Origin of the sequence: Shinella sp. WSC3-e (assembly GCF_945994535.1) — a bacterium.
Taxonomy (GTDB): Bacteria; Pseudomonadota; Alphaproteobacteria; order Rhizobiales; family Rhizobiaceae; genus Shinella; species Shinella yambaruensis.
Genome location: NZ_OZ000535.1, coordinates 318,088 through 342,220, shown reverse-complemented (window position 1 = coordinate 342,220; position 24,133 = coordinate 318,088). Strand labels below are relative to the sequence as shown.

17 protein-coding genes and 1 pseudogene are annotated in these 24,133 nt (G+C 67.3%); 14 read left to right on the top strand and 4 right to left on the bottom strand.

Translation table 11 applies throughout. The features are described 5' to 3' along the window. Nucleotides 1–14 precede the first annotated feature (14 nt). The 6 genes from AABF56_RS33875 to AABF56_RS33850 all read left to right on the top strand — a co-directional run bounded on the left by AABF56_RS33875 (nucleotide 15) and on the right by AABF56_RS33850 (nucleotide 6,303). Nucleotides 15–2,207, top strand: coding sequence for a hydantoinase B/oxoprolinase family protein (locus tag AABF56_RS33875; protein WP_272809005.1), 2,193 nt, complete (start codon nucleotides 15–17; stop codon nucleotides 2,205–2,207). A 3-nt stretch (nucleotides 2,208–2,210) separates the two neighbouring features. Then, nucleotides 2,211–2,720: an acetone carboxylase subunit gamma gene (locus AABF56_RS33870; RefSeq protein ID WP_272809004.1), complete on the top strand. Its 510-nt coding sequence runs from the start codon at nucleotides 2,211–2,213 to the stop codon at nucleotides 2,718–2,720. Then, nucleotides 2,717–3,547 (top strand): SDR family NAD(P)-dependent oxidoreductase, encoded by an 831-nt coding sequence (locus AABF56_RS33865; protein WP_272809003.1) that lies wholly within the window; start codon nucleotides 2,717–2,719, stop codon nucleotides 3,545–3,547. Before AABF56_RS33870 ends, AABF56_RS33865 begins: the two co-directional genes overlap by 4 nt. Nucleotides 3,548–3,593: 46 nt before the next feature. Next, the gene (locus tag AABF56_RS33860; protein WP_443021281.1) at nucleotides 3,594–4,556 is read left to right on the top strand and encodes a choline ABC transporter substrate-binding protein; all 963 of its coding nucleotides are present in this window, start codon (nucleotides 3,594–3,596) and stop codon (nucleotides 4,554–4,556) included. Between the two features lie 125 nt (nucleotides 4,557–4,681). Beyond that, on the top strand, nucleotides 4,682–5,023 hold the full coding sequence (locus tag AABF56_RS33855; RefSeq protein WP_272809002.1) for a helix-turn-helix domain-containing protein: 342 nt from the start codon (nucleotides 4,682–4,684) through the stop codon (nucleotides 5,021–5,023). After that, nucleotides 5,023–6,303: a type II toxin-antitoxin system HipA family toxin gene (locus tag AABF56_RS33850; protein WP_272809001.1), complete on the top strand. Its 1,281-nt coding sequence runs from the start codon at nucleotides 5,023–5,025 to the stop codon at nucleotides 6,301–6,303. Before AABF56_RS33855 ends, AABF56_RS33850 begins: the two co-directional genes overlap by 1 nt. A gap of 52 nt (nucleotides 6,304–6,355) precedes the next feature. Here AABF56_RS33850 and AABF56_RS33845 read toward each other — a convergent pair whose 3' ends face one another. The 4 genes from AABF56_RS33845 to AABF56_RS33830 form a co-directional block, all read right to left on the bottom strand. After that, on the bottom strand, nucleotides 6,356–6,991 hold the full coding sequence (locus AABF56_RS33845) for an RBBP9/YdeN family alpha/beta hydrolase (protein WP_272809000.1): 636 nt from the start codon (nucleotides 6,989–6,991) through the stop codon (nucleotides 6,356–6,358). A 270-nt stretch (nucleotides 6,992–7,261) separates the two neighbouring features. Further along, nucleotides 7,262–8,275 (bottom strand): NAD-dependent epimerase, encoded by a 1,014-nt coding sequence (locus tag AABF56_RS33840; RefSeq protein WP_272808999.1) that lies wholly within the window; start codon nucleotides 8,273–8,275, stop codon nucleotides 7,262–7,264. Further along, on the bottom strand, nucleotides 8,272–9,615 hold the full coding sequence (locus AABF56_RS33835) for a UDP-glucose dehydrogenase family protein (protein ID WP_244768984.1): 1,344 nt from the start codon (nucleotides 9,613–9,615) through the stop codon (nucleotides 8,272–8,274). Before AABF56_RS33835 ends, AABF56_RS33840 begins: the two co-directional genes overlap by 4 nt. A 425-nt stretch (nucleotides 9,616–10,040) precedes the next feature. Then, nucleotides 10,041–11,003, bottom strand: coding sequence for a glycosyltransferase family 32 protein (locus AABF56_RS33830; RefSeq protein WP_272808998.1), 963 nt, complete (start codon nucleotides 11,001–11,003; stop codon nucleotides 10,041–10,043). 246 nt (nucleotides 11,004–11,249) lie between these two features. Here AABF56_RS33830 and AABF56_RS33825 point away from each other — a divergent pair, with 246 nt between their 5' ends. The 8 genes and pseudogenes from AABF56_RS33825 to AABF56_RS33790 all read left to right on the top strand — a co-directional run bounded on the left by AABF56_RS33825 (nucleotide 11,250) and on the right by AABF56_RS33790 (nucleotide 24,117). Then, complete coding sequence (locus AABF56_RS33825; protein ID WP_272808997.1) at nucleotides 11,250–13,160, top strand: ABC transporter ATP-binding protein; 1,911 nt, start codon at nucleotides 11,250–11,252, stop codon at nucleotides 13,158–13,160. Next, nucleotides 13,157–15,061, top strand: a complete 1,905-nt coding sequence (locus tag AABF56_RS33820; RefSeq protein WP_272808996.1) for an ABC transporter substrate-binding protein — start codon at nucleotides 13,157–13,159, stop codon at nucleotides 15,059–15,061. The genes AABF56_RS33825 and AABF56_RS33820 overlap by 4 nt, the downstream gene beginning before the upstream one ends. A gap of 241 nt (nucleotides 15,062–15,302) precedes the next feature. Continuing rightward, nucleotides 15,303–16,301, top strand: a complete 999-nt coding sequence (locus tag AABF56_RS33815; protein ID WP_244768980.1) for an ABC transporter permease — start codon at nucleotides 15,303–15,305, stop codon at nucleotides 16,299–16,301. Next, nucleotides 16,298–17,473, top strand: coding sequence for an ABC transporter permease (locus AABF56_RS33810; protein ID WP_272808995.1), 1,176 nt, complete (start codon nucleotides 16,298–16,300; stop codon nucleotides 17,471–17,473). Before AABF56_RS33815 ends, AABF56_RS33810 begins: the two co-directional genes overlap by 4 nt. 73 nt (nucleotides 17,474–17,546) lie before the next feature. Then, nucleotides 17,547–18,749 carry a glycosyltransferase family protein gene (locus AABF56_RS33805; protein WP_272808994.1) on the top strand — a complete coding sequence of 401 codons (1,203 nt, stop codon included), beginning with the start codon at nucleotides 17,547–17,549 and terminating at the stop codon, nucleotides 18,747–18,749. Between the two features lie 757 nt (nucleotides 18,750–19,506). Continuing rightward, a pseudogene (locus AABF56_RS37850) lies at nucleotides 19,507–20,187 on the top strand (glycosyltransferase); the annotation flags it as partial. Then, nucleotides 20,184–21,335, top strand: a complete 1,152-nt coding sequence (locus tag AABF56_RS33795; RefSeq protein WP_272808992.1) for a glycosyltransferase family protein — start codon at nucleotides 20,184–20,186, stop codon at nucleotides 21,333–21,335. The pseudogene AABF56_RS37850 and the gene AABF56_RS33795, both read left to right, overlap by 4 nt. Nucleotides 21,336–21,405: 70 nt before the next feature. Continuing rightward, the gene (locus AABF56_RS33790) at nucleotides 21,406–24,117 is read left to right on the top strand and encodes an ABC transporter transmembrane domain-containing protein (protein ID WP_272808991.1); all 2,712 of its coding nucleotides are present in this window, start codon (nucleotides 21,406–21,408) and stop codon (nucleotides 24,115–24,117) included. Nucleotides 24,118–24,133 lie beyond the last annotated feature (16 nt).

Here is a 24,133-nt window from a genome sequence, read left to right as displayed (position 1 = left end):
CGGGAGACATGACCATGCTGGACAAGACCGCAAATCCCCTCCGTTCGCGCCTCCTCGAATCCGAGCGGCTGATGGAGGAAACCGGCTGCTACGACGGCATCACCGAACTGACGCTGCGCCGGCAGGACCCGCTGAAGTTCGAGACGCTGCACACCAAGCTGCGCGCCTATTGCGTCTCGGCCCGCGAAATGGCCCGGCGCATCTCCGCTTCGCCCGGCGTGCGCGAGGTCGGCGAGATGGTCGTCGCCATCTACACGCCGGAAGGCGACGCCATCGCGCTGTCCAACGGCATCATGGTGCATGTGCACACGATGAGCCGCTTCATCAAATGGATGATCCGCAACGGCTACGAGGAGAACCCCGCCATCCGCGACGGCGACATCTTCGCCAACAACGACGCCTTCATCGGCACCGTGCAGGTGCCCGACGTGATGGATGTCGTGCCGATCTTCCACGAGGGCACGCTGGTCGGCTGGGCGGGCGCGGTCTGCCACGAGCTGGAGGCCGGCGGCATCACGCCGGGCGGCGACGTGTGCCTGGCGCAGGAGCGCTTCACCGAGGGCCTGTTCGTCTGCGCGGAGAAGGTCGGCGAGAACGACGAGCTGCGCCGCGACTACGTCATCCGCTGCGAGCGCAACCTGCGCATGCCGATCTACTGGGTGCTGGACGAGAAGGCCAAGGTCGCGGCCTGCATCGACATGCGCGAGAGCGTCAAGACGCTGATCTCCGAGATCGGCCTCGACTACTGGCAACGGCTGTCGAAGGAGTTCATCGAGGAGGGCAGGCGGGCGCAGCTCGCCCGCACCCGCCAGCTCACCGTGCCCGGCATCTATCGCGGCCACACCTTCTACGGCCATGTGACGGAGGGCAAGCCCGGCTTCCAGCCGCTCGGCCCGCCGAACTGGCTCTACAACATCCCGATCGAGATGGAGATCACCGCGGAGGGCAAGATCCGCATGGACTTCGACGGCACCCAGCCCTGGGGCTACCACTCGATGAACTGCACGCCGGCCGGCATGGACGGCGGCATGTTCGTGACGCTGACCCAGCACATGAACTTCGAAGGCCTCGTCAATGACGGCGCCTGGATGGCGACCGAGATCAACATCCCGCACGGCACCTGGACCAACCCCGACAACGAGATGGCGGCGACCGCCACCTCCTGGGCGCTGCTGCTGCCGGCCTACGGCGTCTTCCAGCGGCTCCTGTCGCGCGGCTTCATCGCCCGCGGCTTCGTGGAGGAGGCCTTCGTCGGGCAGGTGAACTCGCCGATGATCGAGATGGGCGGCATCAGCCAGTACGGCACGCAGTTCGGCATGGCGCATTTCGAATGCGCGGCCGCCGGCTCCGGCGCGCTCGCCATCAAGGACGGGCTCGACACGGCCTATGTCGGCTGGAACCCGGAATCCGACATGGGCAATATCGAGATCTGGGAACAGAACATGCCGATGGTCTATATCGGCCGCTCGATCGTGCCCAATTCCGGGGGCGCGGGCAAATATCGCGGCGGCTGCGCCTTCTCCTCGACCTGGCTGATCAACAAAACGGAGCACCTGCGGCTCGTCACCTCGGAACATTCCTCCCGCGTCTTCGACAATGGCGGCCTGTGCGGCGGCTATCCGGCGCCGACCTGCGAGAAGCACCATGCCGTGCGCGGCTCGGACATCTTCGAGAAGGCCGCGCGCGGCGAGGCGCTGGCGCACGGGCCGGGCACCGATCCCGTCACCTCGGATTTCGAGCGCGCCTACAAGGGCGAGCAGGTCTTCGAGGAGGGGCCCTACATCACCCGGCCGCACAAGTCGGGCGACATCTTCAGCCATGCCTACAATGGCGGCGGCGGCTTCGGCGACGTGCTGGAGCGCGATCCGGTGAAGACGGCCCTGGACGTGGAAAACGGCTTCCTCACCCGCGAGGCGGCGGAGACGGTCTTCGGCATCATCCTCAGGGACGACGCGGAAGGCTATCCGCAGGCCGATATCGACGCCACCGTCGCGCGGCGGGCCGAAATGCGCAAGGCGCGGCTGGAAAAGGCCATTCCCGTATCCGACTGGATCGCCGGGGAGGCCGCGCGCGTGAAGCGGCAGGACTTTGCGCCGGAGGTCACCAGGATGTATCGCAGCGCGATGCAGCTTTCACCGAGATTCGCCAGCGAATTCAAAAGCTTCTGGGGTCTCGACGCCGATTATGCCTTTGCCGGGGAGACGTGAGCCATGAGTGCCTATTCCAAGGATGTCATCCGCGAGCTGGTCGAGGGCACCTTGCCCTGGCCGCAGACCCGCCGGATCATGAGCGCCTACAAGGACGACGACAGATTCGATAAATATATCAGTGTGTTGCAGGACCGTGTGGCATGGGACGACACGATCCTGCTACCCATCGGCGACCGGCTGTTCATCTGCGACGGCGGGGAGGGGCGGGTGACCCGCTGCGAATGCGGCCATTCCTTCGGCGACTACCGGGAGAACTGGAAGCTGAAGGCCGTGATCAACGTGCGCAACACCGAGGCGAGCCTGCGCGAGATCTATCCCAATTCCGACCTGCCGGACCCGGACTGGATGGAAATCCGCGAGTTCTTCTGCCCTGCCTGCGCCCATCTGCACGAGGTGGAGGCGGCCGCGCCCGGCTATCCCATCGTGCACGACTTCCAGCCGGACCTCGAGGGCTTCTACCGCGACTGGCTTGGAAAACCCCTGGGCAAACCGCTGAAGGAGACGGCATGACGGACCATCTTGCGGGCCGCAGCGCGGTCATCACCGGCGGGCTGACGGGGCAGGGGCTGGCGATCGCCGAGGCCCTTGCCGGGGCGGGCGCCAATGTCGCGGTCGGCTCCTTCGTGCGCGAGGCGGCGGGGCGGCAGGGCGATGCCGCCGCCTATCCGGACCCCGGGGAGATCCTCGCCGTGCGGGAGAGGCTGGAGCGCTTCGGCACGAAGGTCCATGCCGGCCATCTCGACGTGCGCGACGCGGCGGGTATCGCCGGTTTCGCGGCGGCGGCGGAGGCCGCCTGCGGGCCGGCGGACATCCTCGTCAACGCCGCCGGCACGACGGCCGAGCAGCCGGTCAGCGGCCATTCGGACGAGCTGTGGCTGAAGATCATCGACACCAACCTCAACGGCGCCTTCCGCATGATCCGGACCTACCTGCCGGGCATGATGGCGCGCGGCTGGGGCAGGGTGATCAATATCGGCTCGACGGCGGCAACGGTCGGCTGGAAGGACAACCCGGCCTACTGCGCCTCGAAGGCCGGCCTGCTCGGGCTCACCCGCTGCGTGGCGCTGGAGGGCGCGCCGCACGGCGTGACGGCGGTGATGATCAGCCCGACCTGGGTGGAGACGGAGCTGATGCGCCGCAACGTGCAGCAGGTCATCGACCGGGAGGGCGGCGGGCGCGCGCTGGAGGACGCCATGGCCGACATCGCCCGGCAGAACCCGCAGAACCGCATCATCCAGCCGAGCGAAATCGCCGCCCTTGCCGTCTTCCTCTCGGGGGAGGGGGCCAGGGGCATCACCATGGAGAACATACAGATCTCGGGCGGCGCACTCTGGTGAGCCGCCCTTTCGCATGAAACGGAGAAAACAAGAAAGGGAACAGCAGATGTACAGACTGAGGACAATGACGCTTGCCCGACTGACCCTCGCCATGGCCGCCGGCCTGCTTGCGCCCCTCGGCGCGGCCGAGGCGGCCGATCCGGAAAGCTGCAAGGCGGTGCGCTTCTCCGATGTCGGCTGGACCGACATCACCTCGACGACCGCCGTCGCCTCGGCGATCCTGGAAGCGCTCGGCTATGCGCCGGAGAGCAAGCTGCTCTCCATCCCCGTCACCTATACCAGCATGAAGAACAAGGACATCGACGTCTATCTCGGCGACTGGCAGCCGAGTATGGAGGCCGACCGCAAGCCCTTCCTCGAGGACAAGTCGATCGAGGTCTTCGGCCCGAACCTGACGGGCGCCAAATACACCTTCGCCGTGCCGAAATACGTCGCCGATGCCGGCGTCAGGGATTTTGCCGACCTGCAGAAATTCGCCGAGAAGTTCGGCAGCAAGATCTTCGGCATCGAGCCCGGCAACAACGGCAACCGCATGATCACCGAGATGATCGAGAAGAAGGCCTTCGGCCTCGGCGGCTGGGAGCTCGTCGAGAGCTCGGAGCAGGGCATGCTGGCCGAGGTCGGCCGGGCGATCGGCGAGAAGCAGTGGATCGTCTTCCTCGGCTGGGCGCCGCATCCGATGAACTCGGTCTACGCCATCGACTATCTTTCCGGCGGCGACGACTATTTCGGCCCCAATTACGGCGGCGCCGACATCTACACCAATATCCGTGCCGGCTACGCGCAGGAATGCCCGAACGCCGCGCGGTTCGTGACCAACCTGCGCTTCACGCTCGACATGGAAAACGAGATCATGGGCGCCATCCTGAACGACGGCAAGGACGCCAAGGACGCCGCCACCGAATGGCTGAAGGCCCATCCCGACGCGGTGAAGCCCTGGCTCGACGGCGTGACCACGCTGGACGGCCGGCCTGCGGCGGAGGCGGTGAACGGGTTGCTGAACGGATAGAAAACGCCCAAGGGCATGCGGAATTCCGCTCTTTTTGTATCAGGAAGCGGAATTCCGCTTCTGCGGCGACTTTTTTCATGATATGCGGAATTCCGCTTGTTCTTAGAAAAAGAGCGCTTTTCCGCATGAAGCCACCGATAGCAGAACAACTGGGCGCGCAGCTGCGCCGGGCCCGCAAGGGCCGCGACCTCACCCAGCCGGCGCTGGCGGCGCGGCTGGGACGGGACAGGGCGCGCATTTCGGAGCTGGAGCGCGACCTCCTGCAGGCCCGCCGCGGGCGCGACCGGCTGGCGCTGCTCCTGGAGATCTGCGACGCGCTGGATCTTGCGCCCGTACTGGTGCCGGCCGAAAGGCTGGCGGCCGTGCAGGCGCTGCTTGCGCCCGCCGGGGCGGGGGAGGGCGCGGCGGCCCCCGGCGGCACCGCCTTCGACGACGTCTTCGTCGATCTTTCCGACGGAGAGGCGTGATGGCGCGCGCGGCGGTGCTCGGGGTGCATCTCCTCGATTTTGCAGGCCTGCCCCGGCGGGTCGGCACGCTGACGCGCGACGGGGAGGGGGCGACGGCCTTCCTTATCGACGAGGCCTATCTGCGCGATCCGGCGCGGCCGGTGCTGAGCCTCGGCTGGCAGGTGCCGGGCGACGCGGCGGCGACGCGCGGCCGGCTTGCCGCGCGCGGCGACAAGATCGGCCTCAACGGCCACCTGCCGCCCTGGTTTGCCGGGCTCTTGCCGGAAGGGGCGCTGCGCGACCTCGTGCTCGCCGAGATGGGGCCGGGCCGGCACGACCAGTTCGACCTCCTGACGCGGCTCGGCGCGGACCTGCCCGGCGCCGTGCTGGTGACGCCCGAGACGGCCCTGCCCGAAACCGCCGGCCCGCTCCATCTCGAACGGCTCGCCGGGCTCGACCTGCCGCAGCCGGAGGGGCTGATAAAATTCTCACTGGCCGGCGTGCAGCTGAAATTCTCCGCCGCCCCCGCCGGCGCGCGGCTGACCGTGCCGGCGCGGGGAGGGGAGGGGAGGGCGATCCTCAAGGTGCCGGCGGCGCGCTATCCCGGCCTGCCAGAGGCCGAATTCGCCGCCATGACGCTCTGCCGGATGATCGGCGTGACGGCGGCCGACTGCCGGCTGGTGCCGGTGAACGCGATCGACGGCCTGCCGGCGGGCTTCCTCCCGGGCGGGGCGATGGCGCTTTCCGTCGACCGCTTCGACCGGCCGGGGGAGGGCAGGCGCCTGCACATGGAGGATGCCGGCCAGGTGGTGGGCGCCGTCGGCGAGCGCAAATACACGATGGCGACCTACGAGACGATCCTCAACATGATCCGCCGCTTCAGCACCGACTGGCGCGCCGACGTGCTGGAGGGCATCCGCCGCATCGTCGCCGACGTGCTCGTCGGCAATGGCGACAACCACCTGAAGAACTGGTCCTTCCTGTTTCCCGGCGGCGGGGCGGTGCGCCTGTCGCCGGCCTACGACATCGTGCCGACCGTGCTCTTCGCGCCGGCCGACCAGCTGGCGCTGCGCTTCGTCGGCACCCATGCCTTCGCCGCCGTCACGCTGCATCGCTTTCGCCGCGTCGCCGCGTTTCTCGGGCTCGATCCGGACTGGATCGAGCGGGAGGTGCGGGAGACCGTGCTCCTGGCGCTCGACCTCTGGCCGGCGGCCGCGCACGACCATCTCGGCGCCGCGCGGGCGGAGCGCCTGATCACGCGGCTCGAAACGCTGGCGCTGGTGCGCGAGGCGCGGGACTGAGGCGCGCCGCTGCGCACTTTTGCGCGGCATGCGTCAAGGCCGCACGCGCCGTTCAGTGGGGAACCGGCCCGCTGCCGGCAAGGGCCGCGGGGGAGGGGCGGGGAAGGGGAATGCGGCCGAAGTCCGCGTCGCTCGCCCGCGTCTTCAGGAGGTCGAGGAAATCGTAGCCGGCCGTCCAGCGGCCGAAACCGCTGGCGATGTTGATATGGCCGGCATGGCCGATATCGACGAGGTCGCTGCCCCAGGCGCGCGCCGTCTGGCGCAGCCGCTCGACCGGCATGTAGGGATCGTCGAGGCTGCCGACGACGAGCGAGGGAAAGGGCAGCCGCCGCGCCGGCATGGCGCCGAACCTGACGATACAGGGATGCAGCGCCTCCGTCGTCTCAAGGTCGCAGGGCGCCACCAGCAGCGCGCCGCGAATGCGCCCGGCCAGCCGGCTTTCGGCGAAATGCGCCGCCAGGACGCAGCCGAGGCTGTGGGCGACCAGCCAGACGTCGTTGCCGACCATCTCCACCACCCGCTCCAGCCGCACGAGCCAGTCCCGCTGCTCCGGGCAGGACCAGTCATGCTGCTCGACGACGCGGCTTTCCAGGTTGTCGCGCGCCCAGTGACGCTGCCAGTGCGCCTCCGGCGAGCCGTTGAGGCCCGGCAGGATGAGCGTATCGACGGGAATATCGAGCGACGGCATGGCGGCCTCCTTAGCCTTTCCAGGCGCCACGGCGGGGATCGCCGCAGGCGACGGCATATCGGGAGGATACAGCGTCCCGCCACCGGGCATAGGAATTCTATCATCTATATAGACTAATTTCGAAAAAGCCTTTTCCCGCCGCCAGCCGGGCTTGCCGGGACGATAAGGACCTGGCGGCGGGCAAGTTCCATAAATCGCCTTATGCAACCCGTGACCGGGCCGGGCGGCGTCCCGTTCGACGGGCGGCCTGCGGCAACGGGCGGTGCGGCGCTACCGGGCCCGCCACTCCAGATACCAGGCCGCGAAGGCCGCGATGCCCTCCTCCAGCGTCACGCGCGGGGAAAAGCCGGTGAGATGGGCGAGGATCTCGGTGGAGGCGAAGGTGCGGGGCACGTCGCCGGGCTGCATCGGCAGGTAGTTGCGCAGGGCGGGCCGGCCGAGCGCCCTCTCGATCGTCTCGATGAAGGTCATCAGCCCGACCGGCTGGCCGCCGCCGATATTGACGGTGCGGAAGGGCGCGCCGGCCGAGAGCGTGTCGAGGATGCCGGGCGCCGTGACGCGGCTTTCCTCCCGCGGCACGACGTCGACGAGCCGCACGATCGCCTCGACGATGTCGTCGACATAGGTGAAGTCACGGCTCATCTTCCCCTCGCCGTAGACGTCGATCGGGCGGCCGGAGAGGATGGCGTCGGAGAACTTGATCGGCGCCATGTCGGGCCGGCCCCAGGGGCCGTAGACCGTGAAGAAGCGGAAGGCCGTCGTCGGCACCGCGTAGAGGTGGGCGTAGGAATGCGCCATCAGCTCCATGGATTTCTTCGAGGCGGCATAGAGCGTCATCGGCTCGTCGGCGCGGTCGGCCTCGGCGAAGGGGATCTTCTCGTTGGCGCCGTAGATCGACGAGGTCGAGGCGAGCAGCAGGTGTTTCGGCTGCAGGGCCCTTGCCAGTTCCAGCACGTTCCACGAGCCGACGAGGTTGGAGTCCACATAGGCGCCGGGATTTTCCAGGCTGTAGCGCACGCCGGCCTGCGCGGCGAGGTGGAGGATGACGTCGGGCGCCTTCAGCGCGGCCGCGGCATCGAGCGCGGCGCGGTCCTCCAGCCGGCCCGTGACCTGGCGGAAGCCCGCATGGGGCGTGAGCAGCGCGAGGCGCTGTTCCTTCAGCGTGACGTCGTAATAGGGCGTCATGCCGTCGAAGCCGGTGACCGTGTGGCCGTCCGCAAGCAGGCGCCGCGCGAGGTGGAAGCCGATGAAGCCCGCGGTGCCGGTGACGAGGAAATGCGTCATTCCGCCGCCTCGCAGACCGGCGCGACCATGGCGCATGTGCCGCGGCCGATGCTCGAATAGGCAAAGCCGTGGCGGGCCACCTCCTCCGGCTTGTAGACATTGCGCAGGTCCACCAGGACGGGCCTTGCCATGCTCGCCTTCAGCCGCTGGAAATCGAGCGCGCGGAACTGGTTCCATTCCGTGACGATGACCAGCGCCTCCGCGCCCTCGGCGATGTCGTAGGGCGAGGCGCCGTAGGTCACGTCGTCGAGCACGGCCCTCGAGGCCTCCATGCCCTCGGGATCGTAGGCGAAGATCTTCGCGCCGCCGTCCTGCAGGGCCTGGATGATGGAGATCGACGGGGCGTCGCGCATGTCGTCGGTCTCCGGCTTGAAGGTGAGGCCGAGCACGGCGATCTTCTTGCCGCGCACCTCGCCGCCGAGCGCCGCGACGACCTTGCGGGCCATGGCGCGCTTGCGCGTGTCGTTGATGGCGATGGTGGTCTCGATCAGCCGCACGGGGCTGTCATTGTCCTGCGCGGTCTTGACCAGCGCCAGCGTGTCCTTGGGGAAGCACGAGCCGCCATAGCCGGGGCCGGCATGCAGGAACTTCGCGCCGATGCGCCCGTCGAGGCCGATGCCGCGCGAGATCTGCTGCACGTCCGCGCCGACCTTCTCGCACAGGTCCGCGATCTCGTTGATGAAGGTGATCTTCATGGCGAGGAAGGCGTTGGCGGCGTATTTGATCAGCTCGGAGGTGCGGCGGGTGGTGAAGAGCAGCGGCGACTGGTTGAGATAGAGCGGCCGGTAGACCTCGGTCATCACCTCGCGCGCCCGCTCGTCCTCGATGCCGACGACGATGCGGTCCGGCCGCTTGAAATCGCCGATCGCCGCGCCCTCGCGCAGGAATTCCGGGTTCGACACGACGGCGATGTCCGCCTCGGGGCGGGTCTCGCGCAGGATGCGCTCCACCTCGTCGCCGGTGCCGACGGGCACGGTCGATTTCGTCACGACGACGGTGAAGCCCTTGACCGACCGGGCGATCTCGCGGGCGGCGGCGTAGACGTAGGAAAGGTCCGCATGGCCATCGCCGCGCCGCGAGGGCGTGCCGACCGCGATGAAGACGACGTCGGCCTCGCCGACAGGCCCCGCGAACTCGGTGGTGAAGGAGAGCCGCCCCGCCTTGACGTTCTCCGCCACCAGCGCCTCCAGGCCCGGCTCGAAGATCGGCATCTCGCCGCGCTTCAACGCCTCGATCTTCGCCTCGGCCTTGTCGATGCACACGACGGTGTGGCCGAAATCGGCAAAACAGGCGCCCGATACCAGGCCGACATAACCCGAACCGATCATCGCGATCTTCATGGTGCTTCTTCTCCGGATGGGACCTTTGTCGCGGCTGTCCTGGCCGTCATTCGTCACAGATGGAACATGGTGCCGGGCAAAGCACGGAACAGGGCCGGCTTCAAGGGCAATGCGGGCGGTTATCTAGGAAGAGGCCCCGGCCTTTGCCACCCCTTCTGGCCTGCCGGCCATCTCCCCTTGAAGACAGGTATAGGGGCAGGACGATGCCGCAATCCCTTCTCCCCCCGGGGGAGAAGGTGGCCCGAAGGGTCGGATGAGGGGGTGAGGCAGGCGGGATATTGCAATCATTTACGCCTTCGGTCTCCCCCTCATCCGCCTGCCGGCACCTTCTCCCCCCGGGGGGAGAAGGGGTTGGGGCAACGGTTTCCGTCCACAGGCAAGTACCCTGCCCCCCAGGGAAGATATCCGGCAGGCCAGAAAATGCCTCACCACGACTTCCACGCCAGCAACAACCCGCCATCATCACGCTCGGCCGCCCGGCAGGCCGCCTCGACATCGGCAGGCGGCGCGCCGCGCGGCAGGGTGCCGGCGACCAGCCCGGCATCGGCGAGCGTGACGGCGCCGCCGCGGGCGACGACGGTGAAGATCAGCGGGCCGGTGGACCACCAGGCGGGCGCCCCGGGCATCGCCGCGACGACCTCGGGCAGCACGGCGTTGAGGCGCACCAAGACCGGGTGATGGGCCGGCGCTGCCAGGAAGGAATTGGCGAGCAGCAGGCTGCCGCGGCCGGTCTTGCGCGGAATGTCCTCCGCCATGGCGGTCAGCCCGGTCATCGGCAGGAGATCGTGGAAGCTGATGTCGGCGCGGGCGGGATACCAGTCGCAGTCGAGGTAGACGCCGCCCTCCTGCTCGACGAGCAGGTAGCGCGCGATATCGACGGCGCCGGGATAGTCCCCCCGCTCCAGCATGGCGCGGAACGCCGTGTTCTCATGGATGCCGGCCTCTTCCAGGTCCTTTTCCCGCCAGAGGAAATGGCCGTAGCCATGGGCCTTGGCGTGCTGCTCCCAGGCCTTGGCCGCGGGCGGCACGGCCCCTTCCCCGATCCAGACCTGGTGGATGACGGGCGGGATCGCGGCGCGGTTCGCCTCGGCGATCGCCCGCCGCTCGGCCGAGGAGAAGCGTCCGTGCGCGGACAGCAGGTCCGGGTCGGGCACGAGGTGATACTGGTAGCCGATGCGCTCGAGGGGATCGCCTTCCGCCTTCGCGAGCTTGAGGAAGGCCGAATGCAGGCGGCGCGGCAGGCCGAGCGCCGTTTCCGGCCCGAGGGCGGCCCGCTCGGGATCGATGGAGACCTCTTCCAGCACCTGCCAGGCGGCGCCGAAATCGCCGGCCTCGCGATATTCGGCGGCTTTTTCCAGTTGTTCGTTCAATCGTTGCTTGGCTGACATCAAGCTGTCCTAGAGGAAGTCCGGCAAAAGTGCGACGCGGTTTTGCATCCGGCGCCGGGGGCAAGGCAAGAGCGAGGTCGCCCGCCGGAGACGTTCCTTCATATTCGGCCCCGGCCGAAGCAACGACAACCCCCAACCTTGCCCGGAGTAAGGCGTGGACAGAAAAAAGTGCGCGCGCTAGTGTCACTGTGGGGAACATCAAGAAAAGGCCGCGTGGATAAAAATCCGTCAGGCGAGAAAGCACATATGAACTCGAATGCGAGGCGCCGGCCGAGGGACCTGCTGCGGATCGAAGACCTGCACGTCTCCTTCTCCCTGATGGGCGCGAGGATCACCGCCGTCAGGGGCGCAAGTCTCAGGGTGTTGCCCGGAAAGGTGACCGCCCTGGTGGGCGAATCCGGCTCCGGCAAGTCCGTCATCAGCCAGACCGCCATGGGCCTGCAGCCGCCGACCGCGCGCGTTTCCGGCAGGATCCTCTTCGACGACCCGCTCTCCGACGAAGGCCCCATCGACATCCTGCCCCTGCCGCGCGACGGCAGGAAGATCCGCTCCATCCGCGGCGGGCGCATGGGCATGATCTTCCAGGAGCCGATGACCTCGTTTTCGCCGCTGCACACGATCGGCGACCAGATCAGCGAGTCCCTTGCCATCCACAGCGGCCTTGCCGGCGCGGAGATGCGCGAGCGCTGCGAGGACATGCTGTCCCGCGTCGGCTTTGCCGACCCGCGCAAGGTCTACGACATGTACTCCTTCGAGCTGTCGGGCGGCATGCGCCAGCGCGCGATGATCGCCATGGCGCTCGTCTGCGGCCCGGCGCTCCTCATCGCCGACGAGCCGACCACGGCGCTCGACGTGACCATCCAGGCGCAGATCCTCAAACTGCTGCGCGACCTGCAGCAGCAGATGGACATGGCCGTGCTGCTCGTCACGCACGATCTCGGCGTCGTCGCCAACATCGCCGACGAGGTGGTGGTGATCTACCAGGGCGAGATCATGGAAGCGGGGCCGGTCGAGACGATCTTCCACCGGCCCGCCCATCCCTATCTCAAGGGCCTGATGGCGGCGATCCCGCATTTCGGCATGCAGCGCGGCGACCGGCTGAAGCCGCTGCGCGAGATCGAGGTCGACCAGGACAGCCTGCTCTCCAAGAAATACCAGGCCCGCACCGGGCCGGATATCATCCTGTCGGTCCGCGACCTCAGCAAGACCTTCGCGACCCGCAAGGACAACTGGGGCCTGCCGGGCCGGCACAAGGAAAAGCCCCGGCCCGCCGTCGACGGCGTCAGCTTCGACATCCGGCGCGGCGAATGTCTCGGCCTCGTCGGCGAAAGCGGCTGCGGCAAGACCACCGTCAGCAAGATCCTGATGCGCGCCATAAAGCCGGATGCCGGCTCCGTGCTGTTCGACGACGGCAAGGGGCCGGTCGACGTCTTGAACGCCAGCGGCGCGGAGCTGCAATCGCTGCGCACGCGCATGCAGATGGTGTTCCAGGACCCGCAATCCTCGCTCTCGCCGCGCATGACGGTCGGCGACATCCTGCGCGAGCCCCTCGACATCCACGACTATGGCGATGCGGCCAAGCGCAGGATGGCCTCCAAGGCGCTGATCCGCGCCATCGGCCTCGACGAGGCCTCGCTGAAGCGCTACCCGCACAGCTTTTCCGGCGGCCAGCGCCAGCGCATCGGCATCGCCCGGGCGCTGGCGCTGGGGCCCAGCATGATCATCTGCGACGAGCCGGTCTCCGCGCTCGACGTCTCCGTGCAGGCGCAGATCCTCAATCTCCTCAAGGACCTGCAGAAGGATCTCGGGCTTACCTATCTCTTCATCTCGCACAACCTCGCCGTGGTCGACTACATGGCCGACCGGGTCGCCGTGATGTGGGCCGGGCGCATCGTCGAGATCGCGCCGCGCGAGATCATCATGACCGCGCCGGTGCATCCCTATACGCGGGCGCTGCTCGACGCCGTGCCCTTCCCCGACCTCGAACGCCCCTTGAACTTCGAGACGGCCGGCCGGACCAGCGCCGTCTCGCGCGAGAGCTGGGCGCGCGTCTTCCGCGACGAGGAGGGCAGCGAGGGCCTGGCGCCGGCCGATCTCGGCGGCGGCCATTTCGTGCTCGCCCGCAGGAATGCCGACATGCGGGAACTCTCCTCGTGATCACGCGCCGCGCCACCCTCGGCCTCCTGGCCACCGCCTTCGTTCCGGGCCTTGCCCGCAGCGCCGCCGCCGGCGACACCGCCTATTTCAAGGAGAAGATCGCGGCGGGCGAGCTGCCGCCGGTCGCCGAGCGGCTGCCGAAGGTGCCGCGCGTCATCAACACCGCCGCGCTCGGCGGCGCCCCCGGCACCCAGGGCGGCAGGCTGCGCATCCTGATCGGCGGCCAGCGCGACGTGCGCCTCGTGCCGATCAACAGCTATTCGCGCCTCGTCGGCTACGACCGGGACCTGAAGCTCCAGGCGGACATCCTCGAGAGCTTCACGGTGGAGGAGGAGCGCATCTTCACCTTCCGCCTGCGCGAAGGGCACAGATGGTCGAGCGGCGATCCCTTCACGGCGGAGGATTTCCGCTATTGCTGGGAGGAGGTCATCCTCAACCGCGAGCTCCTGAAGGGCGGCCCGCCGACCGACCTGCTCGTCGAGGGCAAGCCGCCGGCCTTCGAGGTGATCGACCCCGTCACGGTGCGCTACACCTGGGAAAAGCCGATCCCGGACTTCCTGCCGAAGCTCGCCTCGCCCATTCCGCTGGTGCTGGCGCTGCCGTCCGCCTACATGCGGCAGTTCCACAAGAAGTTCCAGACCGCGGAGGAGCTGGAAAAGCACATCAAGACGCAGCGCGTCGACGACTGGCGCGGCCTGCACATCAAGATGTCGCGCCAGACGCGCCCGGAAAACCCGGACCTGCCGACGCTGGAGGCCTGGCGGCCGCGCACCGCACCGCCGGCCGAGCAGTTCATCTTCGAGCGCAATCCGTTCTTCCACCGGGTCGACGAGAACGGGACGCAGCTGCCCTATGTCGACCGGCTGGTGCTGAACGTCTCCTCGCCGGACCTCATCTCGGCCAAGACGGCGACGGGCGAGAGCGACCTCCAGCTCGCCAATCTCGACTTCACCGACTACACGCTGCTGAAGAACGCCGAGACGATGTATCCGATCAAGGTGATGCTGTGGAAGCGCACGCTCGGTTCGCGCGTCGCCCTGATCCCCAATCTCAACTGCGGCGACAAGGGCTGGCGCGACATGCTGCGCGACGTGCGCGTGCGCCGGGCGATGTCACTCGCCATCAACCGCACGGAGATCAACAAGGCCGTGTTCTACGGCCTCGGCCAGGAAAGCGCCAACACGGTGCTGCCGGAAAGCCCCCTCTTCAAGCCGGACTATGCCAGGGCCTATGCCGGCTATGACCCGGAGGAAGCCAACCGCCTGCTCGACGCGGCCGGCCTCGACAAGCGCGACGAGGAAGGCACGCGCCTTCTGCCGGACGGCCGCCCCGCCCATGTCGTCATCGAGAGCGCCGGGGAGAGCACGCTGGAAACGGACGTGCTGGAGCTCGTCACCGACTATTTCCGCGAGATCGGCCTCGGCCTCTTCGTGCGCGTCTCCCAGCGCGACATCTTCCGCAGCCGCGCCATCGGCGGCGAGGTGGTGATGTCCGTCTGGTACGGGCTCGACAACGGCGTGCCGACGCCGGAAATGTCGCCCGCCGAGCTCGCCCCGAGCGCCGACGACCAGTACCAGTGGCCGGTCTGGGGCATGTATTACGCGACCGTCAAGACCAAGGGCGAGCCGCCGGACATGCCCGAGGTGCAATATCTCGTCGACAAGCTCGCCGCCTGGGAAATGACGACGACGGAGGAGGAACGCGCGGCGATCTGGCACGACATGCTCGCCCACCACGCCGACCAGGTCTTCACCATCGGCACCGTCAACGGCATCTCGCAGCCCGTCGTGCGGTCGCGCCGGCTGCGCAACATGCCGGAAAAGGCCCTCTGCGGCTTCCAGCCGACCAGCTTCCTCGGCGTCTACATGCCGGACACGTTCTGGTACGAGGAGGAGGCGTGATGGGGCCGATGATCTTCCATGCACGGTCGTCGGCCGGCCGGATGCCCCTCATCCGCCTGCCGGCACCTTCTCCCCGCAAGCGGGGAGAAGGGATTTGCGGCACGGGCGCGGCCCATGCAGGCACCTGGCACAACAGCGCCACATCCTCCTTCTCCCCGTTCACGGGGAGAAGGTGCCGGCAGGCGGATGAGGGGCGGCCGGGAACGAAGCCCCATCGGCCCCATCCCCAGGAGCCCGCCCGATGATCCGCTACATCCTCTGGCGCATCGCCGTCATGGTTCCGACGCTGGCGCTCATCTCGGTGCTGGTCTTCACCATCATCGAACTGCCGCCGGGCGACTATTTCGAGAGCTACATCGCCGAGCTGCGCGCCATGGGCGAGGCCACCGACATGGCCGAGATCGAGGAGCTGCGCGAGCGCTACGGCTTCGACAAGCCGCCGGCGCTGCGCTATGTCTACTGGGTCGGCGGCATGCTCACCGGCGATTTCGGCTATTCCTTCGAATACCGCCTGCCCGTCTCCGAGGTGGTGGGCGACCGGCTCTGGCTGACGGTGCTGGTCTCGTTCGTCACGATCATCTTCACCTGGCTCATCGCCTTCCCGATCGGCATCTACTCCGCCACCCACCAGTACAGCTGGGGCGACTACGGCCTGACGCTCGCCGGCCTCATCGGCATCGCCGTGCCGAACTTCATGCTGGCGCTGGTCGTCATGTATTTCGCCAATATCTGGTTCGGCGTCTCGATCGGCGGGCTGATGGACCGCCAGTTCCTCGGCGCGCCGATGAGCTGGGAAAAGTTCCGCTCCATCCTCTCGCATATCTGGATCCCGGTCATCATCATCGGCACGGCGGGCACGGCGGCGATGGTGCGGCGCCTGCGCGCCAACCTGCTCGACGAGCTCAACAAGCAATATGTGGTGACCGCGCGGTCCAAGGGCCTGCATCCGATGCGGGTCCTCACCAAATATCCGCTGCGCATGTCGCTCAACTTCTTCATCTCCGACATCGGCTCCATCCTGCCCTCGATCATCTCCGGCGCGGAGGTGACCGCCATCGTGCTGTCGCTCGAGACGACCGGTCCCATGCTGATCAAGGCCCTGCAGACACAGGACATGTATCTCGCCGGCTCCTTCCTGATGTTCCTCGCCTTCCTGACCGTCATCGGCGTGCTGGTCTCCGATATCGCGCTCGCCATCCTCGACCCGCGCATCCGGCTCGGCGGAGGCGCCCGCAAGTGAAGACGCCCCTTCCCGAACCCGGCGCCCCGCTCGGCCATTTCGTCTCGGACAAGCCGTTCGATCCCTATGCCGCCGAGCGCAAGACCGAGGAGCTGAAGAAGGTCGCCCAGGCCTCGCAGTTCCAGCTGATGTGGTGGCAGTTCCGCCGCCACCGGATGGCGCTGGTCTCCGGCATCTTCCTCATCGTCATCTACCTGATGATCGCCGTCAGCGAGTTCCTGGCGCCCTACAACCTGCACACCCGCAACATCGACTTCATCTATTCCCCGCCGCAGACCCTGCGCTTCATGCATGAGGGCCAGTTCGTCGGTCCCTTCGTCTACGGCCAGAAGATGACGCTCGACATGGACAACCTCCGGCGCGTCTACACCGACGACAGGACGGACGTGCAGAAGCTGCGCTTCTTCTGCCGCGGCGACAGGTACAGGTTCTGGGGCCTCTTCACCTCCGACGTCCACCTCGTCTGCCCGGCGAAAGACGGCCAGTTCTTCTTCCTCGGCACCGACCGGCTGGGGCGCGACATGCTCTCGCGCATCCTCTACGGCGCGCGCATTTCGCTCACCATCGGCGCGCTCGGCGTTGCCATGAGCTTCGTGCTGGGCATCGTCATCGGCGGGCTTGCCGGCTATCACGGCGGCGTCTTCGACCTCATCGTGCAGCGCGTCATCGAGGTGTTGCAATCGATCCCCAGTATTCCGCTGTGGATGGCGCTCGCCGCGATCATCCCCGTCACCTGGAGCCCCATTCTCGTCTATATCGGCATTACGATCATCCTCGGCATGCTCGACTGGACCGGACTTGCGCGCGCCGTGCGCTCGAAACTTCTTGCCTTGCGCGAGGAAGATTATGTATTGGCGGCCCAGGTCATGGGCGCGGGCAGCGCCCGCATCATCCGCCGCCATCTCATACCCGGCTTCATGTCCCACCTGATCGCCAGCGCGACGCTGACCATTCCGGGCATGATCCTCGGGGAGACGGCACTGAGTTTCCTCGGGCTCGGCCTCAGGCCGCCCATCACCAGTTGGGGCATCCTGCTGACGGAAGCCCGCAGCATCAACATTATCGCTCTCTATCCTTGGCTGCTCTTTCCGGTGGTACCCGTCGTTTTGGTCATTCTGGCTTTCAACTTCCTTGGCGATGGACTGCGTGATGCGGCTGACCCCTATAAGTGAAATCGGGATTACGAATGCAGAAGAATCGCCCCTCCTCGACGGCGGGCCCGGCGGATACCGGGAGGTCGTGCCCTTGAGCCGCAGTTTCGAGCACGCCCGCATCCTCATGTACAGCCACGACACGTTCGGCCTCGGGCACCTGCGCCGCTGCCGCACGATCGCCCATGCGCTGGTGGAGGAATATCGCGGCCTCAACGTCCTCATCATCTCCGGCGCGACGATCGCCGGCGCCTTCGATTATCGCGCCCGCGTCGATTTCGTGAAGATCCCCAGCGTCATCAAGCTGCGCAACGGCGAATACACCTCGCTGGAGCGCCATATCGACCTGGAGGACACGCTGACCATGCGCCGGTCGATCATCCGCCACACGGCCGAGACGTTCAATCCGGACATCTTCATCATCGACAAGGAGCCGATGGGCCTTTCCGGCGAGGTGGAGGAGACGCTCGCCTACCTCAAGGGCTGCGGCACGCGGCTGATCCTCGGCCTGCGCGAGGTGATGGATTCCCCGCACCTGCTCGACGCCGAGTGGAAGCGCAAGGACGTCATGCACAAGATCGCGCGGTTCTACGACGACATCTGGGTCTACGGCCCGCCGGATTTCTACGATCCGCTGGTCGGCCTCGACGTGCCGCAAAGCGTGCGCGACAGGCTGAACTTCGTCGGCTTCCTGCAGCGCAACGCGCTGAAGATGGACCGCGCCCAGTACCAGCCGTCGGGCGACTACATCCTGGTGACCACCGGCGGCGGCGGCGACGGGGCGGAGCTGGTGGAGGACGTGCTGCGCGCCTACCGGCACGATGCCGGCCTCACCCACCGCGCCCTCATCGTGCTCGGCCCCTACATGCCGCAGGGCGAGCGCACCAAGCTGACGCAGGAAGCCGCGAAGATCCCCTATGTCGAGGTGATCGAGTTCGATTCACGCATGGAGGATCTCGTCGCCGGCGCGAAGGCGGTGGTGGCGATGGGCGGCTACAACACCTATTGCGAGATCCTCTCCTTCGACAAGCCGGCGCTCATCGTGCCGCGCGTGCAGCCGCGCGAGGAACAGCTCATCCGCGCCACCCGCGCCGCCGAGCTCGGCCTCGTCGACATGCTGCTGCCGGAGGAATCGGCCGATCCCGCACGCCTTGCCGCCGCGCTGAGGACCCTGCCGGAACGCCGCCCGCCCTCCAGCGGCAACCCGGAGCTCCGGCTCGAAGGCCTGCGCAACATCGCCCGCATCGTCGGCGAGGAGCTTTCCGCGCGGGAGCTCACCCCGCCCTCCGTCGCTTGAAGAGGCCACGCCCGCCGTGTCGCTGCCGCATAAGATCGTCGTGCTGCTGAAGGGCTATCCGCGCCTTTCGGAAACCTTCATCGCCCAGGAACTGCTCGGGCTGGAGCGCGCCGGGCTCGACCTCGTGCTCGTCTCGCTCCGTCGCCCGACGGACAAGAAACGCCATCCCGTGCACGACGAGATCAAGGCCCCGGTGTCCTACCTGCCGGAATACCTGCATGAAGAGCCTTTTCGCGTGCTGCGCGGCCTGTTCAAGAGTCTTCGCGCCCCCGGCTTCGGCGCGGCCATCCGCCAGTTCCTGAAGGACCTGCCGCGCGATTTCAGCCGCAACCGGTTCCGCCGCTTCGGCCAGGCGGCGGTGCTCGTCGGTGAATTTCCCGAGGCCGGCGGCTGGCTGCACGCCCATTTCATCCACACGCCCGCCTCCGTCGCCAATTACGCGGCCCGCATGCTCGCCCTGCCCTTCTCCGTCTCGGCCCATGCCAAGGACATCTGGACGTCGAAGGACTGGGAACTCGCCGACAAGCTCTCGACCGCCGACTGGGCGGTGACCTGCACCAAATCCGGCCACGCCCACCTCCAGGCGCTCGCCGGCCCGAACCGCGACCGGGTGCATCTCAGCTACCACGGCCTCGATCTCGACCGCTTTCCGCCGCTGGAGGACGGGGCCTACCCCCCTCTGGCCTGCCGGCCATCTCCCCCTCAGGGGGGGAGATTGGCTGGGAGTGAAACCCTTGCTCAATCGGCAACGTCGGAGGGGGAGATGGCCGGCAGGCCAGAGGGGGGTGACGCACGCCACGCCCCGCATCCGGAAGCCTGCGACTGCGCCGGGGCCGCAAACCCCCGCCCGCCCCGCGACGGCTCCGACCCGGAAAATCCCGTCACCATCATCAGCGTCGGGCGCGCGGTGCCGAAGAAAGGCTATGACGTCCTGCTGGAGGCTCTCGCCCGGCTTCCCGGGGATTTGCAGTGGCGTTTCGTCCATGCCGGCGACGGCGGGGAGCGGGCGAAGCTGCAAAAACTCGCCGACGAACTCGGCATCGCGCAAAAGATCACCTGGCTCGGCGCGGTCGACCAGAAGGACGTGCTCGCCGCCTATCGCCGCGCCGATATCTTCGCGCTCGCCTGCCGCATCACGCCGGACGGCGACCGCGACGGCCTGCCGAACGTGCTGGTGGAGGCGGCAAGCCAGCAGCTCGCCTGCGTGGCGACCGACATTTCCGGCATTCCCGAGCTTTTCGAGACCGAGGAGAACGGCCTGCTCGTGCCCTCCGAGGATGCGGCGGCGTTTTCCCGCGCGCTGGAGCGGGCGATCCGCGATCCCGCCCTTCGCCACAGGCTCGGCGCGGCCGCCGAGGCGAAGGTGCGCGGGAGCTTCGACCACCATACCAGCATCGCGCAGCTGAAGGCGCTATTTACGACCGGAGCCCGCCGATGAGCGGCCCGCGCGTCCTCTTCTACGTCCAGCACCTGCTCGGCATCGGCCATCTCGCCCGCGCCAGCCGCATCGTGCGCGCGCTCGTCGACGACGGCTTTGCCGTCACCCTCGTCACCGGCGGCATGCCGGTCGACGGCTTTCCCGGCCCCGGCATCGACCATGTCGCCCTGCCGGCCATCGCGGTGGGCGACGGCGGTTTTTCCGCGCTCGTCGACGCGAACGGCACGGTCATCGACGAGGTCTTCAAGGCCGCGCGGCGCGACCGGCTGCTCGCCGCCTATCACGCCATGCGGCCCGACATCGTCATCGTCGAGGCCTTCCCCTTCGGCCGCCGCCAGGTGCGCTTCGAGCTCCTGCCGCTGATCGCGGCGATCGAAGCGAGCACGCCGCGTCCCCTCCTCCTCACCTCGCTGCGCGACATCCTGCAGGAGCGCGCCAAGCCGGGCCGCGACGAGGAGACGATCGACCTCGTGCTGCGCCATTTCGACGGGGTTCTCGTGCATGGCGACCCCGCCTTCGTGCGCCTGGAGGACACCTTTCCGCTAGCCGATGCCATTGCCGGACGCGTGGTCTATACCGGCCTCGTCGGCAGCCCGGCGGCAGGACCCGCCGCGGAACGCTACGACGTCGTCGTCTCGGCCGGCGGCGGGGCGGTGGGCGCCGGCCTCGTGGAGGCCGCGCTCGCGGCATCCGGCCGTCGCACCGGCAGCGGCCGCTGGCTGGTCATCACCGGTCCCAACCTGCCGCAGGCCGATTTCGCGCGGCTGTCCGCCGCGCGCCCCGCGCATGTCGATCTCGTGCGCTTCCGCACCGACTTCCGCAACCTGCTGGCGGCGGCAAGGCTCTCGGTCTCGCAGGCCGGCTACAACACGGTCTGCGACGTGCTGCAGGCCGGCTGCGGCGCGGTGCTGGTGCCCTTCGCCTCGGGCGGCGAGAGCGAGCAGACGGCGCGCGCCGAGCGGCTGGAACGGCTCGGCCGGGCGGTCGTGCTGCGCGAGGACATTCTTTCCGGGGAAACGCTGGCGGACGCAATCTTGCGGGCCGAAGAGGCCGGGACGGAGAAAAATGTGCCTGTTTTGCAACTGGATGGCGCCAATCGTACCGCGAAAATCCTGAGGGACCTACTAAAACGGCGGGTGACTTCCTAGCTCTTGCGGTATTGCGGCTGTCTTATAATCTTCACACGCGACAGCGGCCGTTCACGCACAGAAGCTCTTCATGGAAAAAAGTCTCGCCCGGTACATTTGGGATCACACCCGGCCGCAGCAGCTCTTCATCCTGCTGATCGTCGCCCTGTCCATGATCCCCTACTACATGGCCTTCGATCTGCCCAAGCAGATCGTCAACGGCCCGATCCAGGGAACGGGGTTCGAGCAGCCCGGCAATACCCAGCTCTTCATGCCGATCGCCTTCGACCTGCCGTTCTTCGGCCATGTCGAGCTTTTCGCCGGCCTGCCGCTGGAGCGCATGCCCTCGCTGCTCGCCCTCAGCCTGACGTTCCTCGTGCTCGTCATCATCAACGGCCTGTTCAAGTATTTCATCAACACCTACAAGGGGCGTCTCGGCGAGCGGCTGCTGCGGCGCATCCGCTACGAGCTGGTCGACCGCATCCTTCGCTTCCCGCCGCGCTACTTCAAGCACATCAAGGCCGGCGAGGTCTCCTCGATGGTCAAGGACGAGGTGGAGCCGCTCGGCGGCTTCACCGCGGATGCCTTCGTGCAGCCGGCGCTGCTCGGCGGCCAGGCGCTGACGGCGCTGGTCTTCATCTTCATCCAGCATTTCTGGCTCGGCTTCATCGCCTTCGCCATGGCCGCCATCCAGGTCGGCATCATCCCGCGCATGCGCCGCCGGCTCATCGAGCTCGGCCGCGAGCGCCAGCTCACCGCCCGCCAACTCGCCGGCCGCGTGGCGGAGATCGTCGACGGCATCGGCACGATCCACGCCTACGACACCTCCAACTACGAGCGCGCCGACATCGCCGCCCGCCTCGGCCGCATCTTCAAGATCCGCTACGACATCTACCAGTGGAAATTCCTGGTCAAGTTCCTCAACAACTTCCTCGCCCAGCTGACGCCGTTCCTGTTCTACTGCATCGGCGGCTACCTCACGATCGTCGGCAAGCTGGACGTCGGCCAGCTCGTCGCCGTCATCAACGCCTACAAGGAACTGCCCGGCCCGCTGAAGGAGCTGATCGACTGGGAGCTGGTGCGCCAGGACGTGCAGGTCAAATACGAGCAGGTCGTCGAGCAGTTCGAGGCCGACGAGATGATCGCGCCCGAGATCCAGGCCATCGACGCGGGGAACGAGCCGGTGCTGCACCATCCGCTCAGCACCACGAACCTGCTGGTCGACGACGATATCGGCGGGCGGGCCTTGGAGCATGTGACGGTGAAGATCGCCCCCGGCGAGACCGTCGCCATCATCGGCACGGCGGCCAGCGGCGGCGATCGCCTCGCCGAGGCGCTGGCGCGCGTCGTCTGGCCGGCCGGCGGCAAGGTGACGGCGGGCGACGACGACCTCTTCGCCCTGCCGGAGGCGGTGACCGGCCGGCGCATCTCCTATGCCTCGCCCGAGGCCTATTTCTTCCACGGCAGCCTGAAGGACAACCTGCTCTACGGCCTCAAGCACGCGCCGATCGAGCCGGCCGCCTACAAGGGCCAGGCCGCCGACCAGCGCAAATGGGACGTGCTGGAGGCGCGCCGCTCCGGCAATCCGGACTTCGACCTCAACGGCAACTGGATCGACCTCGCCACGCTCAATGCCAACGGCAAGGACGGGCTCTTCGGCGCGATGATGGCCGTGCTGGACGTGGTGGAACTGTCCGACGACGTGCTGCAGCTGGCGCTGCATTCCTCGATCGCGGTCAACAACGACCCGGACGTCGCCGCCCAGATCGTCGAGATGCGCCATGACCTGCGCGAGGAGCTGGACCGCCGCGACCTCAACAGCCTCATCGTGCCGTTCCGCGACAACGAGTACAACACCGAGGCGCCGGTCGCCGAGAACCTGTTCTTCGGCATGATGCCCGACCCGAAGGCCTCCACCAAGGCGATCGTCAAGACGCCCTATTTCCGCAACATCATGCGCGAGAGCGGCCTCGGCACGGCGCTGTTCGAAATGGGCAAGGCCATCGCCGAGAGCACGGTGGAACTCTTCAAGGACCTGCCGCCCGACCACCCGTTCTTCGAGCAGCTGACCTTCATGCGGGCGGAGGAGATCCCGACCTATCAGCACCTGCTGCAGAAGCTGCGGCACAATGCCGCACCGAGCGAGGAGGACCGGATCGCGCTGATCAAGCTCAGCTTCTTCTATGTCGAGCCGCGGCACCGTTTCGGCGTGCTCGACGAGAAGCTGATGCGCAAGATCGTCGAGGTGCGCCACCAGTTCCACGCGAACCTGCCGGTCGAACTCCAGGCCCACATTGAACGTTACAATCCGGATGCCTATCTGACATCGGGAACGCTGGTGGACAATATCGTGTTCGGCAAGCTCAACCATCGCTTCAGCGACGCGATTTCCAAGCTGAGGGAGATCGGCGGGGAGCTTCTGGCCAAGCGGCCGGAACTCTACCGCGCGTTGATGGCGCTGGGGTTGGAATCGAATATCGGGGCCGGCGGCCGGCGATTGAACAACCTGCAGCGCCTGAAGCTGGGCCTGGCCCGCGCCCTCATCCGCCGCTCGGACTACTACATCTTCAACCGTGCGTTCTCGGGCGTCGACCACCACCTGCAGGAGCACATCGTGGAGGCCGCCCTTGCGTTCCTGGCCAAGAGCGGTGATAATCCGGCTGTTGTCTGGGTTTTGTCAAATACCCCGCTTGCAAAACACTTTAAAAGGGTGCTTGCTTTTGATGGCGGAAGTTTGGTGGAAGACGGAACCTACGACACGATCGTCGAAAGCGGTACGGTATACAAGCAACTGATAGCATGACTGGTATGAAGTGATC

Coding starts and splice junctions, on each gene's coding strand:
- AABF56_RS33875 (WP_272809005.1), top strand. CDS start 15: ATGCTGGACAAGACCGCAAATCCCCTCCGTTCGCGCCTCCTCGAATCC.
- AABF56_RS33870 (WP_272809004.1), top strand. CDS start 2,211: ATGAGTGCCTATTCCAAGGATGTCATCCGCGAGCTGGTCGAGGGCACC.
- AABF56_RS33865 (WP_272809003.1), top strand. CDS start 2,717: ATGACGGACCATCTTGCGGGCCGCAGCGCGGTCATCACCGGCGGGCTG.
- AABF56_RS33860 (WP_443021281.1), top strand. CDS start 3,594: ATGTACAGACTGAGGACAATGACGCTTGCCCGACTGACCCTCGCCATG.
- AABF56_RS33855 (WP_272809002.1), top strand. CDS start 4,682: ATGAAGCCACCGATAGCAGAACAACTGGGCGCGCAGCTGCGCCGGGCC.
- AABF56_RS33850 (WP_272809001.1), top strand. CDS start 5,023: ATGGCGCGCGCGGCGGTGCTCGGGGTGCATCTCCTCGATTTTGCAGGC.
- AABF56_RS33845 (WP_272809000.1), bottom strand. CDS start 6,991: ATGCCGTCGCTCGATATTCCCGTCGATACGCTCATCCTGCCGGGCCTC.
- AABF56_RS33840 (WP_272808999.1), bottom strand. CDS start 8,275: ATGACGCATTTCCTCGTCACCGGCACCGCGGGCTTCATCGGCTTCCAC.
- AABF56_RS33835 (WP_244768984.1), bottom strand. CDS start 9,615: ATGAAGATCGCGATGATCGGTTCGGGTTATGTCGGCCTGGTATCGGGC.
- AABF56_RS33830 (WP_272808998.1), bottom strand. CDS start 11,003: ATGTCAGCCAAGCAACGATTGAACGAACAACTGGAAAAAGCCGCCGAA.
- AABF56_RS33825 (WP_272808997.1), top strand. CDS start 11,250: ATGAACTCGAATGCGAGGCGCCGGCCGAGGGACCTGCTGCGGATCGAA.
- AABF56_RS33815 (WP_244768980.1), top strand. CDS start 15,303: ATGATCCGCTACATCCTCTGGCGCATCGCCGTCATGGTTCCGACGCTG.
- AABF56_RS33795 (WP_272808992.1), top strand. CDS start 20,184: ATGAGCGGCCCGCGCGTCCTCTTCTACGTCCAGCACCTGCTCGGCATC.
- AABF56_RS33790 (WP_272808991.1), top strand. CDS start 21,406: ATGGAAAAAAGTCTCGCCCGGTACATTTGGGATCACACCCGGCCGCAG.